Below are 15,961 nucleotides of genomic sequence, written 5' to 3' on the forward strand. Positions count from 1 at the left end.
ATATTCGGCCTGCAAACACGAACACGGAGACGAAAATGACCAAGATCGCAATTCTGGGTGCCAATGGCCGGCTCGGCCGCGTGGTTGGCAAGGCCTTCATCGACGCCGGCTTCGACGTCCGCGCCGTCACCCGCACCGGCAAGGTGCCGTCCGAACTCAACGGCGCCACGGCCGTCGCCGGCGACGCCATGGACCGCCAGTCGCTGATCCACGCGACCGAGGGCGTCGACATTGTCTTCAACGGCCTCAACCCGATCTATACCGACTGGGGCAAATGCATGCCGATGGCCGAAAACGTCATGGCTGCCTGCCATGCCAATGGCGCGCTGCATCTCTTCCCCGGCACGGTCTACAATTACGGCTCGCCGATGCCGCAGGTCGTCACTGAGGACACGCCGTTCCGCCCGACCACCGAGAAGGGCCGCATACGCTGCGCGATGGAAGCGCTGTTTCGCCGCGAGGCCGATGCCGGCCGGGTGCGCACCATCATCCTGCGCGCCGGCGATTTCTTCGGCGGCACCGGCAGCGGCTCGTGGTTTGACCTCGTCGTCGCGGCCAAGATGAACAAGGGCGTCTACACCGCGCCCGGCCCGGCCAACCTCGTGCATGAATGGGCCTACCTGCCGGACTTCGCCGTGGCCTTCGTCGGCCTGGCGCGCAACCTCGACAAGCTCGGCTTCTACGAGGCGCTCAATTTCCCCGGCCACGCTGTCACCGACATGGACATCAAGGCTGCCGCCGAGAAGGCGCTGGGCCATCCGCTGAAACGGACCTACATGCCCTGGTGGGTGCTGCGCGCCGGCAGCCCGTTCGTGGCGATGTGGCGCGAGATCGTCTCGATGTCTTACCTCCGCTTCGAACCGCACCGGCTCGTGTCCGACCGGCTGGAAGCCATCATCGGTGAGATCCCGCACACCCCGCTGGATCAGGCTGTGGCTGAGGCGTTGAAGGACATCGGCGTCACCACCCCTCGTGCAAAAGATGCAGCGTAGGCATACAGTGTAGGGCATCAGCCACGCTTGGCATGGAACCCAACTCGCACCTGGCCCAATCGCGGAAATCAGCAACCGGATGGTCATTATGAGGAGACTGGTTATAACGGTCGGCGAGACACTGACACCAAGGGGAGACGATGCGTTACATACGTCCGCTTTCAATCGAAGATGCCGTTGGCCTGCTGGCCGGCTCTTCCGGCACATCAGCCATTCTGGCGGGAGGCAGTGACCTTCTGGTGAGGATGAAGGGCGGGTTTGTCGAACCAGACCTGATCGTCGACATCAAGGCAATCGAGGGCCTGAGCGAGATCAGGGAGACGGCCAACGGCTTTAGCATCGGCGCCGCCGTTCCGTGCGCGGTGCTGGGAGAGAACGCAGCCCTGAAGAAAGCTTGGCCTGGCGTCGTCGAAGCGGCGAAGCTGATCGGCTCGAAGCAGGTGCAGGGCCGTTGTACGATAACCGGTAATCTCTGCAACGCCTCGCCGGCCGCCGACAGCGTCCCGGCTTTGGTGGCCGCCGGCGCCAAGGCAGTGATTGCCGGTCCCTCCGGCAAGCGCACCATTGCCGTTGAGGCCGTGCCGATCGCACCGGGCAAAACATCGCTCACCAAGGGCGAGATCATCGAGGCGATCCTGCTCGACAAGCGCGCACCGCGTTCGGGCGACGCCTATCTCCGCTTCATTCCGCGCACTGAGATGGACATCGCGGTGGTCAGCGCCGGCGTCAACCTGACGCTCGACGAGCATGGCGTCATCACGGCCGCCCGCGTCGCGCTGGGCGCCGCGGCTCCGACGGTGCTTCTGGTCGAGGAGGCAGCCGAGGCTCTCATCGGCCGGAAGCTCGACGAAGCAGCCCTTGAGCGGCTAGCCAAGGTCTGCGCTGGCGCCTGCCGCCCCATCGACGACAAGCGCGGCACCATCGAGTTCAGACGAAAAGTTGCGGGCGTGCTGGCCAGACGTGCAGCGACGACCGCCTATGCACGTGCAGGAGGCAAATGATGGCCGGTATAGCGGTTTCAACGACAATCAACGGCGATCACGTCGAGTACCTTTGCCAGCCCGACGAGACCTTGCTCGACGTCCTGCGCGACCGGCTCGGCCTGACAGGCGCCAAGGAAGGCTGCGGCACCGGCGACTGCGGCGCCTGCTCGATCATCCTCGACAACCGGCTGGTCTGCTCGTGCCTGGTGCTGGGCGCCGAGGCTGAAGGGCGGCAGGTCGAGACCGTCGAGGGCATGGCGCATGGCGAGAAGCTGCACACGCTGCAGCAGAAATTCCTCGAACATGCCGCCCTACAATGCGGCATCTGCACGCCGGGTTTTTTGATCGCGGCGAAGGATCTGCTGGCCAAAAACCCCGATCCGACCGAGGAAGAAATCCGCTTCGGCCTCGCCGGCAACCTGTGCCGCTGCACCGGCTACGACAAGATCGTGCGCGCCGTCCAGGACGCGGCAATCGTGATGAAGGGAGCCTAAGCCATGAATTTCGATCCGCGCTTTTCAGGCCGCAAATTCGCATCCGTCGGCACCCGCCCCCTCCGCCCTGACGGCATCGACAAGGTGACGGGACGCGCCCGCTACGGCGCCGACTTCAACATGGCCGGACAGCTGGTCGGGCGTGTCTTGAGAAGCCCGCATGCCCACGCAAAGATCCTGAAGATCGACACCTCGAAGGCCGAAAAGCTGGCCGGCGTGAAGGCGGTGATCACCGCCGCCGACCTGCCGGACCTCACCGATGGCGATGCCGGCATGTACGACGTCCTCGACAATTGCATGGCGCGCAGCAAGGCGCTCTATGATGGCCATGCGGTGGCCGCGGTCGCCGCCGTCGATGCCAGCACGGCGCGCCAGGCTCTGAAGCTCATCGTGGTCGACTACGAACTGTTGCCGCACGTCACCGATGTCGACGAAGCGATGAAGCACACCGCTCCCTTGATCAACGACACGATCTTCACCGAAGGCCTCGAGGAAAAGCCGGTAAAGCCCTCCAACGTCACCAAGCGCAGCCAGTTCGGCCATGGCGATGTCCATCAGGGTTTCGGCCATGCCGATTTCATCGTCGAGCGCTCCTTCAAGACCGAGCAGACGCATCAGGGCTATATCGAACCGCATGCCTGCGTGGCGAACGTCTCGTCCGACGGCACCGCAGACCTCTGGGTCTGCACGCAAGGCCATTTCGTCTACCGCCAGCACTGCGCGCAATTGCTCGGGCTGGAAGCCTCGAAGCTGCGCGTCACCTCGTCGGAGATCGGCGGCGGTTTTGGCGGCAAAACCCATGTCTGGGCCGAGCCGGTGGCGCTGGCGCTGTCGCGCAAGGCAGGCCGGCCGGTGAAGCTGGTCATGACGCGCGACGAGGTGTTCCGCGCCTCGGGCCCGACCAGTGCCACCTCGATCGACGTGAAGATCGGCGCCCGCAAGGACGGCACCATCACCGCCGCGGAGGCGACGCTGCGCTATTCCAGCGGCCCCTATGCCGGCACCTGGGCCGAGATCGGCGCCATGACGGCGTTCGCCTGCTACAAGCTCGATAACGTCAAGACTGTCGGCTACGAAGTGCTGGTCAACCGGCCGAAGACCGCCGCCTACCGGGCGCCCTCCGCACCCATGGCGGCATTCGCGGTGGAAAGCGCGGTCGACGAACTGGCCAAGGAGCTCGGCATGGATCCGGTCGAGTTCCGCATCAAGAACGCCGCTCAGGAGGGCACAAGGTCGTCTTACGGCCCGGTCTACGGCCCGATCGGCATCGGCCCGACGCTGGAGGCGGCCAAGACCCATGCGCACATGAAGGCGCCGCTCAAGCAAAACCAGGGGCGCGGCATGGCTTGCGGCTTCTGGTTCAATTTCGGTGGCCAGACCTGCGTGGACCTGAACATCGGCATGGACGGCTCGGTGTCGCTGGCCGTCGGAACGGTGGACGTAGGCGGTTCGCGCGCATCGCTGTCGCTGGTGGCGGCGGAGGAGCTCGGCATCGACTATGCCCAGCTCAAGGCGGTGGTCGCCGACACGTCCTCGCTCGGCTACAACGACATGACCGACGGCAGCCGCGGCACTTTCTCGTCATCGATGGCGACGATCTCGGCCGCCCGCAACGCGATCAAGATCCTGCGCGACCGCGCCGCGCAGATGTGGGACATCCCGGTCGACGACGTGATCTGGGAAAACGGCCACGCCATCGCCAAGGGCGAGAAATACGGCAACCTCGCAGCCCTGTCGCTGAAGGAGATCGCCGCCGCGTCCGGCAAGACCGGCGGGCCGATCGCCGGCCACAGCGAGCTCGTCGCCGACGGCGCCGGCGTCTCCTTCGCCACCCACATCTGTGACATCGAGGTCGATCCCGAGACGGGTGCCGCGCGCGTGATCCGCTACACGGTGATCCAGGATGCCGGCAAGGCGGTGCACCCGACCTATGTCGAGGGCCAGTACCAGGGCGGCGCAGCACAAGGCATCGGTTGGGCGCTCAACGAGGAATATATCTACGGCAAGGACGGTCGCCTGCAGAACGCCGGCTTCCTCGACTACCGCATCCCGGTCTGCTCGGACCTGCCGATGATCGACACGCAGATCCTCGAGATCCCCAACCCCAACCACCCCTATGGCGTGCGCGGCGTCGGCGAAACCTCGATCGTGCCGCCGCTGGCGGCGATCGCCAACGCGATGTCGAATGCCGCCGGCGTGCGCATGACCCACATCCCGATGTCGCCGCCACGCGTCCTCGCCGCGATCGAGGCGGAACGGGAAGGCAGGGCATGATGCCGAAAAGTGCGCAGCGGTTTTCGGATAACATCACGCTCGGTCAAGAATAGGGGTCCGGCAAATGGTCGAAGTCACCCTCTGGGGTGCGCTGGGCCAGCTCGCCGGCGGCCGGAGCAAGGTCGAGGTCGAAGCCAAGGACATCAGGGAGCTGTTCAGGAAGCTGGCTGAACAGTATCCCGGCATCGAGCCCTGGATCGAAAAGGGCATCGCCGTCGCCATCGACGGGACGATCTATCGCGATACGTGGTCGAAGGAATTGCCACAGGGCGCGGAGATTTTTCTGCTGCCGAGACTGGCGGGCGGGTAGCTGGGGGAGCTGCCTCCGCCATCGCCTAGCATCGAGGCCTCGAACGTCTTGGATGGGCCGCTAGCAGACGGGCAGCTTCCCACCGCAGATATTCAAGAGCGGACATTCAGGTTGGCGTCACGATACGCGACTAGGAGTCGAGAATCTTACTCACCAGTCGGGCAGTGCGCGGCGCGAGTGTCAACCCTATGTGTCCATGGCCGAAGGCAAGGATCACATCCCGCCCCCCTCTCGATGGCCTGATAACGGGCACAGAATTGGGCATCGAAGGCCGGAATCCGAGCCATGTGCGGCTGGGCTCCCCCAGGTCTGGAAAAACCCGACGCGAATTTGCCATCAGTGCCGCAACTAGATGCGCATTGGCGGGAGCCCCCAACCCGCCGAGTTCTACAAGGCCCGCAACGCGCAACCGGCCCCGCATCGGGCAGAGATAGAAGCCGAGCGCTGTAGGGCAGACTGGCCGTTCAATCGGCGGGTGGGCCATGTCAAATTCAATGTGATAGCCACGTTCGGTATCGAGTCTGACCGGGTCACCGATTTGGGCGGCGAGCGTTTGCGAGCGGGCGCCCGCGGAGATGACAGCGGTCCGGGCGCGGATATCGAAGGTGCCCGCAACGATCCGGATCCCATTCGCTTCCCGGGCGATGGTTTGTGCAGAGGCCTTGACGAATTGCACACCCGCCCGTCGGACTGTTGCGGTCAACCGCGCCATCGCTTCGCCCGGATCACTGAGATTGATCGCGCCCGGAAAAAACAGGCCGCCGCCTTCGAAGGGCGGTAGCCGAGGTTCGAGCCGATGCACTTCATCGGCCGAAAGCAGTTCCTGACCAACGCCATAGAAGCGGCGCAGATCGATATCGGTGGCGGCCGCCCTGAAGGCCTTGGGCGTTTCGTAGAGATAGAGACAGCCCTTCGCGGAGAGCAGGTCCGATGCCGATATTTCGGCCGCGAACTCTCTCCATGCCGACGATGCGTCCGATACGAGTTCGGCGATCGCCCGGGTGTTTTCCCTGAAACGGTGCGGCAGGGATTCGTAGGCGAACCGCGCCAGCCAGGGGAACAGGGCCGGCAAGGCGGAAGCACGGATCGACAACGGACTGCGCGCGTTGAGCAGCAGGGAAGGCAAATTCCTCAGAACCGCCGGCGTCCCGACGGGTATTACCGCATAGTCCGCGATGGTCCCTGCGTTGCCGTATGACGCGCCACTGCCGGGTTCGTTCGGTTCGATCACGACAACATCGCGTCCGTCAGCGCGAAGCCGAAGCGCAATCGCCAAACCTATGACGCCACCGCCGATCACGGCGATGTCGGTCGAAATCCTGCTCATCTGGTCCACATGCGTTGAGGCAAAGACGGTGGCTGGCGCCAGGGACTTTGCGAAACGGCGTTGGCAGTGCCGTGCCCGGATCGCACTGCGCCAATGGGTTCTGTTAGGACTGCTTGCTGGCTGGCGTTCAGGCAGGCGCGGCGTAGCGCGCGACATAGGCAGCCGTTCGTGCTTCACGCGGGTTGTCGAGCACGTCGGCCGCCGTTCCCTGCTCGATGATCCGGCCGCCGTCAATGAAGACGACCCAGTCCGAGACTTCGCGGGCGAAAGGCAGTTCGTGGGTGACGAGGATCATTGTCATGCCGTCCTTTGCCAGTTCACGCATCACACGCAGCACCTCACCGGTCGATTCCGGATCGAGCGCGGAGGTCGGCTCGTCGAACAGAAGAACAGTCGGTCCGAGAGCCAGGGCGCGCGCGATCGCGACGCGCTGCTGCTCGCCGCCAGACATGCGTTCCGGATAGGCTGTTGCCCGATGCGCGAGACCGACGCGCGTGAGCAGGCGCACCGCGCGCTCGACCGCTTCGCGCTCCCCAATTGCGGCGGCATGCATCTGGGCGAGAACGACATTTTCCACCGCTGTCAGATGCGGGAACAGGTTGAAGCGCTGAAACACCATGCCGACGCGCTGGCGCAGCTTGGCGAGATTCCTGCACGTCACCGCACCCTTGTCGCAGATCGTCTCGCCATTGACCTCGATGACGCCGTCGTCGGGCTGCTCGAGCAGGTTAACGCAGCGCATCAGCGTCGTCTTGCCGCCGCCGCTTTGGCCGATGATGCTGATGATCCGACCAGCCGGCACGTCGAGATCTATGCCGCCGAGCACCTGCCTCCCGTCGAAGGATTTCCGCAAGCCACGGATAGTGACTGCCGGGCCGGAAGCCGTCGTGCCAAGCTCCCTATTGAGTGTCTCGTGTGCCATCGGTCTAGGCTCCGCCCGCGAGCAGCGTCTTCGCCAGCTTCAGCCGCCGCCGGCGCCCCAGCGACAGCGGTACGCCGGCCTGAATGGTCCGCTCCAACCAGAGCAGGCATTGCGAAATCGGGTAGCAGACGGCGAAATAGACAAACGCAATCACCAGATAGACTTCGAGCGCGCGAAACGTTTCGGAGGCGATCAGCTGCGCCTGGGTCATCAGTTCAACGGCCGAGATCGTCACCAGAAGCGACGTCGATTTCAGAAGGTCGACGAACATGGTGTTGGTGCCGGGCAACGCCAGCCTGAGCGCCTGGGGTAGAATGACGTGGCCAAAGGTGGTGCCGCGGCCAAGACCCAGCGCCTGGGCGGCCTCGTTCTGACCGGAATGGATGCCGGATATGGCCGCGCGGAAAATCTCGGACAGATAGGCGGCATAGAACAGCATGAGGCTCAGGACACCGGCGACGAAGACGCTGAGCTTGATGCCGACCGACGGCAGGCCGAAATAGGTGACGAAGATAATCGCGAGCAACGGGACGTTCTTGAATATCTCCGTGTAGATGGCGGCCGGCAGACGCACCAGACGCAAGCGATTGAGGCGCATCAGCGCCAGCACGAGGCCGAGGACAGCGGCACCGACAAAGCTGACGATCGTGTAGGTCAGGGTCCTGAGCAGACCCCAGCCGATATTGCTTGCGTAGTCGCTCCAGGGAACCTGGAAAAACCCGGTGAGAGCGTGGAAAAGGGACATGTGCTTGCCCCGACGCTCAAGGCGCGATCGAGGGCGGCGACCAATCCGCGGGGCGGTCCACGCCCCGGCGCTGAGCCGCCATCTCCGGCGAAGGAACCAGGAACTGCTTCGGGTCGCCGCCCCATTTGGTGACGAGCGCGGCAAGCGAACCGTCCTTGTACATCGCATCGATCTGGTCCGAGACAGCCTTCGCGAGCTTCGGCGCCTCTTTTGGCAGGTAAAAGCCGGTCATATAGGGCTGGAAATACTGGTAGTCGGGATGGGCTTTGATCTCGTCGGCGGTTGGCGGCGCCAGATATGCGACCCGGAATTTCATGTCCGGCCGTTCCTTCTGCTGATAGATGATCAGCAGCGGGTCGAGAAAGCCGACATCCAGGCGGCCTGATGACAAGTCCTGAAAGACACTATCGGCCTGCGGATAGGTGTGCGGGGTAGCGTTCGGTACCTGCGCGATCGATTTCGCCCAGACATAGCCGGTGACGGTCCCGAGATCCTTGCCTTCCAGGCTTTTGACGTCGGGATAGTCGGCAGTGCCCTGCACCGCCATCGCCGGTGGCGAATAGTAAGGCGGGTCGGTGAAGAGGCCGACCTTCTGGCGCGCGTCCGACCAGGCGATGCCGCCGATAGTGATGTCGGCACGTCGCGACTGTACCGATGCCAGCATACCGGGAAAATCGGTGACGCTGACTTCCATCTTGAGACCCAATCTATCGGCGACCGCGGCAAGGATATCGCTGTCCAGCCCGACTAGCTTCTCGTCCTTCATCGCCGTGTAGGGCATATAGGGCTCGATCGTGACCTGCATGACGCCCGGCTTCAGCGTCTCAAGCCCGTCCGCATGCGCCACCGTGGCCAGCAATCCAATTCCCAGCAAGGCGGCAACGCCGGCCTTGAATCGCGATTGAGTCAAAACACCCTTTTCCATCCCCGATACCTCCCTGTAACCGGATCAATATATGTGTGATATATTGATCAGTATATTATATGAATCCGTTGTCAAGTGATTCCTTGGCGATCGGATTCGATCCCTATGAGGTGAGTTGGATGGACGAGCGGATGCCGCAAGACGATACCGACGAGGCTGGCTCGACATTGGCCGAGCGCACCTATCTGCAGCTGAGGGAGGACATCATCACGGTCAAGCTGGCGCCGGGCACCCTGCTTCGCGAGACCGATCTCATGCGGCGGCTGGACGTCGGTCGCACGCCGGTGCGCGAGGCGCTGTTGCGGCTGCAGCGCGATGGCTTCGTCGATGTCAACGGTCGCCGCGGCACCTCGGTCAGCACGATCGACATCAGCGATCTATCGGCGATCTATGAAGCCAGGGCGAGAATTGAATCCTGGGCGACGCGACTGGCTGCCGAACGCCTGCGCGAGCCCGAACGCCGCGAAGCCCACGGCCTGATCGCCGAACTCGCCGCCTTTGCGAATCCTCCAGAACTCGAACCTCTGCTGGCGCTCGACCGACGCATCCACCGCTTTATCTATCGCGCCGCCAAGAATCCCTACCTGTTCGACACGCTCGACCACTATCACAACCTGTCACTCAGGATCTTGCATGTCGCGACGCGGCGGTTTCCGGAGCTGATGTCTGGCCTCGACAAGGTCCTGCAGGAGCAAACCCTTATGCTCGAGGCAGTTTGCCGGGGAGATGGCGAAACGGCCGAGCGCATCGCGCTGCATCACGTCCTCAGCTTTGAACAGGATGTTCGCAAGATCATCTAGCCGATTTGCCGTAACAACGGGTGCTGCGCGCGTCGTGCGGTACACGGTGATCCAGGATTCCGGCAAGGCGGTGCACCCGACCTATGTCGAGGGACAGTACCAGGGCGGCGCAGCGCAAGGCATCGGCTGGGCGCTCAACGAGGAGTATATCTACGGCAAGGACGGGCGTCTCCAGAACGCCGGCCTCCTCGACTACCGCATACCGGTCTGCTCGGACCTGCCGATGATCGACACGCAGATCCTGGAGATGCCAAACCCCAACCACCCCTATGGCGTGCGCGGCGTCGGCGAGACCTCGATCGTGCCGCCGCTGGCGGCGATTGCCAATGCGGTCTCGAACGCCGCCGGCGTGCGCATGACCCACATACCCATGTCGCCGCCAAGGGTCCTCGCCGCCATCGAGGCGGAACGGGGAGCATGATGCCGAAAAGTGTGAAGCGGTTTTCGGATAACATCATGATCCATCAAGAATAGCGAGGTCTGGCAAATGGTCGAAGTCACCCTCTGGGGTGCGCTGGGCCAGCTCGCCGGCGGCCAGAGCAAGGTCGAGGCCAAGGACATAAGGGAGCTGTTCAGGAAACTGGCTGAACAGTATCCCGGCATCGAGCCATGGATCGAGAAGGGCATCGCGGTGGCCATCGACGGCACGATCTATCGCGATACCTGGTCGAAGGAATTGCCGCAGGGGGCGGAGATTTTTCTGCTGCCACGGTTGGCGGGGGGGTGACATGGGCGCGGCATCCGCCATCGGCCAGCACAAGGCCCGAACGTCGCGGATGGAGCCGACAGCGGAATGGCGGCTTCTGGCGTCCGAAGAACGATAGCGGACGTTCAGCCCGGTGGAACCAAAGGGTCTGAAGCTGGCCGAAAGCGGCCGTTCTCTGACGGCTAGTTGCGCATAGACGCGAGTGCTACGTTCCCAGCAAACCCACGTGGCGTCTTTGGGGTCCAGGAGGCATTGTGGCGCGCCCGGAACGAAAGCTTGTGGCGGTTTTGGCAGCGGACGTAGTTGGCTACTCGCGTTTGATGGGAGCCGATGAGGCCGGGACTCTCTTCCATCTAAAGGCATTGCGCGCCGAAGTGATCGATCCAAAGATCGCGCAATTCAATGGTCGGCTGGTCGGCACTGCGGGCGACAGTCTGTTGATCGAGTTTCCCAGTGCCGTCGATGCGTTGCAGTTCGCAGTCGAGACGCAAGAACGCATAACTGCGCGCAATACGGGTCTTCCTGAAGACCGGCGCATGGCCTTCAGGATGGGTGTCAACGCCGGCGAGGTTATACTGGATGAGACGACGATCTACGGTGACTGCGTAAACGTGGCGGCCAGGCTGGAAAAGGTCAGTGAGCCCGGAGGCGTCGTCATTGGACGCAGCGTCTATGATCAAGTGAGGGGAAAGATTCCCTATACGTTCGTCGACCTGGGCGAGCATACGATGAAGAACATTGCCGGGCCTGTGCGTGCCTACCGGGTTCAAACAGAAGAGCGTGATGATCCAGAACCTTCAGCGTCAATTGCTTCAGCGGAGGATTTGCCGCTTCCGTTCAAGCCATCGGTGGCGGTTCTTCCGTTCACAAACATGTCTGCAGACCGCGAGCAGGATTATTTCTCGGATGGAATAGCTGAGGACCTGATCACCGAGCTCAGTCGCAGTCAGAGTCTGTTCGTGATCGCGCGCAATTCCTCGTTCGCTTTCAAGGGTCAATCCGTAAACATCACCGAGGTCGGAAGGAAGCTCGGTGTACGGTACGTCGTCGAGGGAAGCGTTCGAAAGGCGGCTGCACGCGTCAGGATCACTGCGCAGTTGATAGAAGCGGCTACTGGCAATCACGTCTGGGCCGAGCGCTACGATCGAGACCTCGAGGACCTTTTCGCCGTTCAGGACGAGGTGACAGAGAGGATCGCCTGGGCACTAGTCGGCAAGGTAGGCGCTGCTGAGATCGTTCGGACCAGGCAAACGCAAACGAGCCTCAGCGCATATGATGCATTCTTGCGCGGCATCGATGCAATGCACCGATTCACCGAGAAGGACACCGTCGCTGGTGTCGAGTTCTTAAAGCTGGCTCTTGGCTGGGAGCCCGATTCAGCGCGGGTGCATGCATGCCTCGCGGACGCCTACGCGACCCTCTCCGCTTTCAGAGCTGACGGAGACATGAAGGAGTTGGCCATGCAATCGGCCTTGCGGGCTATCGAACTCGGCGACGCCAGCGGACTGGCGGAGGCGGTCGTCGCCGCTCTGCATGGATGGAAAGGGCAGTTCGAGACTGCCGAGACTTATGCTCAACGCGCGCTCGCGATGGGCCAGACAAACCCGGGCGTACTCGTCTGGGTCGGGTACATCTGCCTCTGGAGTGGTCAACTCACGAAGGCCGGCGAGATCGGCGAGCGACTCAGACGGCTGAGTCCGCTCGAACACCGCGATGTCCACGAGCTACTCGCATTCGCTTACTATCTACTCGGTGACTATGAGGCTTCGATGGATTCGTTCCGCCGTTGGGACAACAACAACTATGATCGCGGGTTCGCCAATCTGGCTGCGTGTTTGGGACAGCTCGGACGCATCGACGAGGCAACACTGGCTTGGGGCAGATGCCTCGAGCGCAAGCCTGGTTTCACTCTAGGTGACTATAAACGCGGCTCTCCATATCGCCGTCAGGAGGACGTGGAGCATTGGCTAGATGGCCTGCGGAAAGCAGGCATTGCGGATTGACGGCTGACCGGTGAATAATGGGCGGTTCGCCGGAAGCGCAACTGCCGTCAACTACTGACCCGTGACGATTTTAGTCCAGGTGCGCGTTGCCACGCGCTGCGTCTTCGGGTCGTACGGAAAGACGGTGAAAAGATTCTTTAGCGTGGCATCGTCAGGATAGATCGAGCGGTCTCCGAGGACGCTTTTTTCAACGAATTTTTGTGAGGCCTTGTTGCCATTGGCAAAGAATACATAGTTTGTGTTCTTGGCGGCGACTTCAGGCTTCATGAGGTAGTTGATGAAGGCATCCGCTTCATCCACGTGCGGCGCATCTGCCGGGATTGCCAGTTGATCGAACCACATCACAGTGCCTTCCCGGGGGATCGAGTAGGCGATTGTGACGCCGTTACCGGCTTGAGCGGCACGATCGCGCGCCTTCAGGACATCCCCAGACCAGCCGATCGCCAGGCAGATGTCGCCGTCCGCCAAAGCGTTGATGTACTCGGATGACTCGATTTTGCGGATGTCGGGACGGATACGCATCAATGCCTCTTCGGCCCTACCGAAGTCTTCCGGCGAGGTGCTCTCGGGGTTCAGCCCAAGATAGTTCATCGTGATGGGCAGGATTTCGGTGGGCGAATCGACCACGTAGACTCCGCAATCGGCGAGCTTCTTCAGCTTCTCGGGATCGAAGAAGACGTCCCAACTGTCGAGTCTGTCGACGCCCAGCGCGGCCTTGATCTTCGCGGTGTTGTACCCCAAACCCACCGTGCCCCACATGTAGTTCACCGAATACTGGTTGCCCGGGTCGTACTTGGCTGTGCGCTGCTCGATGACGTCCCACATGTTGGCGATATTGGGCAACTTCGACCTGTCCAGCTTCTGGAAGACGCCCGCCGCCACCTGGCGGGCTAGGAAACTGGCGCTTGGCACGACGACGTCGTAGCCGGAGCCGCCGGTAAGCAGCTTGGTATCGAGGATCTCGTTGGAGTCAAAGACGTCGTACACGACCTTTATACCGGTGTCCTTGGTGAAGTCGTCGATGACCGAGGGATCCAAGTAGTCGGACCAGTTGTAAAGGTTGACGACCTTGCCGGCAGCGTGAGCGGACAGCGTAATGGCCCCGGTGAGCAAAGATGCAGCCGACCAAAGAAGCGCCTTGCGGATCATGTGCTCACCATTGGTTGGAGTCCCCAAGCTGCGAACGCCGTACTTTGCACACGGCCGCGCATGGTTGGCATATTAGCACATGCTGAAGGGAATGTGCCCCACCGTGACGTGCAGTGTATTAGATCGTCTGCGGAAGAAGCCGCCAACAACTTGAGAAGCTGGTTGGCAATGTCGGGGAACTGGCGCAAACGTGCCGCCTCGGATGTTCGCTCGGATGTCCGCTTTTGGGACGCGGGTGGGGTCTGCTCAACGACCTACATGAGGCGCAAAGCAGTCGATCGCCCGCCTAGGGCGAGGCTCAGACATCCCTGGTCTCGAAGAGCAAAAGCTCCGCCCCGCCGCCCAATCGCCGGACCTTCCAGAAAGCCAGCTTGGTCAATCGGCGACTTCTGCTTCCAGCGCTCCCCCTTGCCTTCGGCCACCGTCAGACCGGCGAGCTGCTCGATAACGGCCGGGCGACAGGCCATGATGTCGTTGGAACAGCTTCGAAAACGCGGCCGCGGTCTCGTAACCGACGCGGGTCGCGATCCGTGCAATCCCCTCGTCGCTTGTTTCGAGCAGAAACGCCGCCTCCGACATCCGGCGTGCGATCAGATAGCGGTACATGGACTCTCCGACGAGCTTGGTGAAGCGCGCTGAAAACGCCGAGCGACCGAGCCCCACGCGGTGCCCCAGGTCGCTGAGGGTCCAGGGTTGATCCGGTTGTTCGTGGATCAACTGAAGCGCCGGTCCTATGTGCGGGTCCGCCATCGCCCCCAGCCACCCGCCTTCTCCTGAAGCGAGAGACTTGATCCAGCTTCGCAGCACCTCGACGAAGAGCACTTCCGTCAGTCGTGAGAGGGCGACGTCCTGGCCGGGGCGCGCAAGCGCCGACTCGCTCACCATGCGTTGCAGGATCGCCTCGAGCCATCCGCCGTCTTCCGTCGGCCTCAGGAGAAGCAGGGGCGGAAGCAGCTCCAACACGCTGCCGCGCGAGGGCCGCTCCACAGTGAAATTGCCACAGATCATCGTCGAGAGCGGCTCAGCGTTGCCGCCATGACGAACGACGCCAAGACGTCCGGGCGGTCGATCGAGGTCCACAATCAGTAGCGGCGTCGTCCGGCTATCCGAATAAATCACGTGAGGCTCGCCGCGTGTGATGACGACAAAGTCGCCCGCGGTCATGTGGAGTTCTCGTCCCTCATCGAGCGCGAGGGTCGCCGAGCCCAGGCTGAGATAATGGAACAGGGCATAGGGGCGCGCCGGCAATGCCAGGTTCCATGGATGGCCGAGCTCGAAGTGGAACAGCAGGGTTCCACCGAGGCGAACGCGATCCAGCACTTGGCCGAGGATGTCCATCCGCTCGGATGCTACTACGACGGACGGTCCGACACAATATTCGGACGATTGAGGCCTAACGTCCAAATGTTCCCCGTACTACTTGGTCGCAAGTCGAGCCAACGGGTCGCGCGGTAAACCATCACGCCAACGGCGGATGGGAACCCCGACTTTTGCCGACACACCTGCCTCCCCGGACGCCCGTCGTCCGTCATCCAAACAGGAGCAATGAATGCGAAATCTTCTACTCTCAGCGGCCGCTGTCCTCATGGCCGGAGCAACGTTTGCCGCCCCCGCCCAATCAGCTCAACTGCCCAAGGGGGCGGCGCACAATATCGTGCTCGTCCATGGCGCTTTCGTCGATCAGACCAGCTGGCAGCCGGTTGCCGATATCCTCACGAAGAAGGGCTACAACGTAACGGTGGTCGAAAACCCGCTCACCTCGCTGGCAGCGGACGTCGATGCCACCAAGCAGGCGCTGGCGAAACAGAACGGCAAGACCGTTCTCGTTGGCCATTCCTGGGGCGGTGTGGTCATCACGCAGGCAGGCGACGATCCAAAGGTCTCGGCGCTCGTCTACGTCTCCGCATTCGCGCCCGACGTAGGCGAATCTCTGGCGAGCCTGTCCAAGAGCGGTCCGGCTACCGAAGGCGGCGCGGCGATCCATCCCGACGGAAAGGGCAACCTCTTCATCGATCCCAAAGTGTTTCCTTCGGCAGTCGCGGCCGACCTTCCCCCGGAGATCGCCGAATCCCTGGCAAACCACCAGCTGCCGTTGAACCACACGGCGTTCGAGGCTCCCGTCGACACGGCAGCCTGGCACGACAAGCCGACGTTCTATGTGATCAGCACGAAGGACAAGGTCATCGCGCCCGAGGTCCAGAAGATCTTCGCTGAGAGGATGAAGGCTGAGACGACGGAGGTCGCCGGCAGCCATGCCTCTCTCGTCGTCCACGCCAAGGAAGTCGCGGCGGTGATTGAAAAGGCCGCACTCGTGAAGTGACGATACCGCTC

At 62.5% G+C, this 15,961-nt stretch carries 15 protein-coding genes and 1 pseudogene; 10 read left to right on the forward strand and 6 right to left on the reverse strand.

Annotated features, from left to right (window positions below; translation table 11 throughout):
- The first annotated feature begins 35 nt into the window (after positions 1 to 35).
- From AC1DYC_RS20735 to AC1DYC_RS20755, 5 genes are all read left to right on the forward strand, one after another.
- On the forward strand, positions 36 to 992 hold the full coding sequence (locus AC1DYC_RS20735; protein ID WP_477409467.1) for an SDR family oxidoreductase: 957 nt from the start codon (positions 36 to 38) through the stop codon (positions 990 to 992).
- Between the two features lie 140 nt (positions 993 to 1,132).
- Positions 1,133 to 1,993: an FAD binding domain-containing protein gene (locus tag AC1DYC_RS20740; protein ID WP_477409469.1), complete on the forward strand. Its 861-nt coding sequence runs from the start codon at positions 1,133 to 1,135 to the stop codon at positions 1,991 to 1,993.
- Positions 1,993 to 2,469, forward strand: coding sequence for a (2Fe-2S)-binding protein (locus AC1DYC_RS20745; RefSeq protein WP_477308615.1), 477 nt, complete (start codon positions 1,993 to 1,995; stop codon positions 2,467 to 2,469). Before AC1DYC_RS20740 ends, AC1DYC_RS20745 begins: the two co-directional genes overlap by 1 nt.
- 3 nt (positions 2,470 to 2,472) lie before the next feature.
- Entirely contained in the window at positions 2,473 to 4,743 is a 2,271-nt protein-coding gene (locus AC1DYC_RS20750) for a xanthine dehydrogenase family protein molybdopterin-binding subunit (protein ID WP_477409471.1), read from the forward strand.
- Positions 4,744 to 4,807: 64 nt separating this feature from the next.
- Entirely contained in the window at positions 4,808 to 5,053 is a 246-nt protein-coding gene (locus AC1DYC_RS20755) for a MoaD/ThiS family protein (protein WP_477409473.1), read from the forward strand.
- A gap of 130 nt (positions 5,054 to 5,183) precedes the next feature.
- Here the strand turns inward: AC1DYC_RS20755 and AC1DYC_RS20760 are convergent, their stop codons facing one another.
- From AC1DYC_RS20760 to AC1DYC_RS20775, 4 genes are all read right to left on the reverse strand, one after another.
- The gene (locus AC1DYC_RS20760; protein ID WP_477409475.1) at positions 5,184 to 6,380 is read right to left on the reverse strand and encodes an NAD(P)/FAD-dependent oxidoreductase; all 1,197 of its coding nucleotides are present in this window, start codon (positions 6,378 to 6,380) and stop codon (positions 5,184 to 5,186) included.
- Between the two features lie 127 nt (positions 6,381 to 6,507).
- The gene (locus AC1DYC_RS20765; RefSeq protein ID WP_477409477.1) at positions 6,508 to 7,302 is read right to left on the reverse strand and encodes an amino acid ABC transporter ATP-binding protein; all 795 of its coding nucleotides are present in this window, start codon (positions 7,300 to 7,302) and stop codon (positions 6,508 to 6,510) included.
- 4 nt (positions 7,303 to 7,306) lie between these two features.
- The gene (locus AC1DYC_RS20770; protein WP_477409479.1) at positions 7,307 to 8,047 is read right to left on the reverse strand and encodes an amino acid ABC transporter permease; all 741 of its coding nucleotides are present in this window, start codon (positions 8,045 to 8,047) and stop codon (positions 7,307 to 7,309) included.
- A 16-nt stretch (positions 8,048 to 8,063) separates the two neighbouring features.
- Positions 8,064 to 8,957 (reverse strand): substrate-binding periplasmic protein, encoded by an 894-nt coding sequence (locus AC1DYC_RS20775; protein ID WP_477409481.1) that lies wholly within the window; start codon positions 8,955 to 8,957, stop codon positions 8,064 to 8,066.
- A 134-nt stretch (positions 8,958 to 9,091) separates the two neighbouring features.
- On the opposite strand from AC1DYC_RS20775, the gene AC1DYC_RS20780 reads away from it, so the two are divergent.
- From AC1DYC_RS20780 to AC1DYC_RS20795, 4 genes and pseudogenes are all read left to right on the forward strand, one after another.
- Complete coding sequence (locus AC1DYC_RS20780; RefSeq protein ID WP_477409483.1) at positions 9,092 to 9,772, forward strand: GntR family transcriptional regulator; 681 nt, start codon at positions 9,092 to 9,094, stop codon at positions 9,770 to 9,772.
- A gap of 16 nt (positions 9,773 to 9,788) precedes the next feature.
- A pseudogene (locus AC1DYC_RS20785) lies at positions 9,789 to 10,193 on the forward strand (molybdopterin cofactor-binding domain-containing protein); the annotation flags it as partial.
- 66 nt (positions 10,194 to 10,259) lie between these two features.
- Entirely contained in the window at positions 10,260 to 10,499 is a 240-nt protein-coding gene (locus tag AC1DYC_RS20790; RefSeq protein ID WP_477409485.1) for a MoaD/ThiS family protein, read from the forward strand.
- 233 nt (positions 10,500 to 10,732) lie between these two features.
- A complete protein-coding gene (locus AC1DYC_RS20795; RefSeq protein WP_477409487.1) occupies positions 10,733 to 12,481 on the forward strand; it encodes an adenylate/guanylate cyclase domain-containing protein in 1,749 nt (582 codons plus the stop codon).
- 51 nt (positions 12,482 to 12,532) lie between these two features.
- On the opposite strand, the gene AC1DYC_RS20800 is transcribed toward AC1DYC_RS20795, so the two are convergent.
- Complete coding sequence (locus tag AC1DYC_RS20800) at positions 12,533 to 13,630, reverse strand: polyamine ABC transporter substrate-binding protein (RefSeq protein WP_477409489.1); 1,098 nt, start codon at positions 13,628 to 13,630, stop codon at positions 12,533 to 12,535.
- Positions 13,631 to 14,005: 375 nt separating this feature from the next.
- On the reverse strand, positions 14,006 to 14,968 hold the full coding sequence (locus AC1DYC_RS20805) for a cupin domain-containing protein (protein ID WP_477409491.1): 963 nt from the start codon (positions 14,966 to 14,968) through the stop codon (positions 14,006 to 14,008).
- A gap of 211 nt (positions 14,969 to 15,179) precedes the next feature.
- On the opposite strand from AC1DYC_RS20805, the gene AC1DYC_RS20810 reads away from it, so the two are divergent.
- Positions 15,180 to 15,950, forward strand: a complete 771-nt coding sequence (locus AC1DYC_RS20810) for an alpha/beta fold hydrolase (protein WP_477409493.1) — start codon at positions 15,180 to 15,182, stop codon at positions 15,948 to 15,950.
- The last annotated feature ends 11 nt before the right edge of the window (positions 15,951 to 15,961 follow it).

The sequence above is a fragment of the Mesorhizobium sp. P2_E7 genome, from assembly GCF_056403855.1.

Coding starts and splice junctions, on each gene's coding strand:
- AC1DYC_RS20740 (WP_477409469.1), top strand. CDS start 1,133: ATGCGTTACATACGTCCGCTTTCAATCGAAGATGCCGTTGGCCTGCTG.
- AC1DYC_RS20780 (WP_477409483.1), top strand. CDS start 9,092: ATGGACGAGCGGATGCCGCAAGACGATACCGACGAGGCTGGCTCGACA.
- AC1DYC_RS20735 (WP_477409467.1), top strand. CDS start 36: ATGACCAAGATCGCAATTCTGGGTGCCAATGGCCGGCTCGGCCGCGTG.
- AC1DYC_RS20790 (WP_477409485.1), top strand. CDS start 10,260: ATGGTCGAAGTCACCCTCTGGGGTGCGCTGGGCCAGCTCGCCGGCGGC.
- AC1DYC_RS20810 (WP_477409493.1), top strand. CDS start 15,180: ATGCGAAATCTTCTACTCTCAGCGGCCGCTGTCCTCATGGCCGGAGCA.
- AC1DYC_RS20800 (WP_477409489.1), bottom strand. CDS start 13,630: ATGATCCGCAAGGCGCTTCTTTGGTCGGCTGCATCTTTGCTCACCGGG.
- AC1DYC_RS20765 (WP_477409477.1), bottom strand. CDS start 7,302: ATGGCACACGAGACACTCAATAGGGAGCTTGGCACGACGGCTTCCGGC.
- AC1DYC_RS20755 (WP_477409473.1), top strand. CDS start 4,808: ATGGTCGAAGTCACCCTCTGGGGTGCGCTGGGCCAGCTCGCCGGCGGC.
- AC1DYC_RS20805 (WP_477409491.1), bottom strand. CDS start 14,968: ATGGACATCCTCGGCCAAGTGCTGGATCGCGTTCGCCTCGGTGGAACC.
- AC1DYC_RS20770 (WP_477409479.1), bottom strand. CDS start 8,047: ATGTCCCTTTTCCACGCTCTCACCGGGTTTTTCCAGGTTCCCTGGAGC.
- AC1DYC_RS20745 (WP_477308615.1), top strand. CDS start 1,993: ATGGCCGGTATAGCGGTTTCAACGACAATCAACGGCGATCACGTCGAG.
- AC1DYC_RS20760 (WP_477409475.1), bottom strand. CDS start 6,380: ATGAGCAGGATTTCGACCGACATCGCCGTGATCGGCGGTGGCGTCATA.
- AC1DYC_RS20750 (WP_477409471.1), top strand. CDS start 2,473: ATGAATTTCGATCCGCGCTTTTCAGGCCGCAAATTCGCATCCGTCGGC.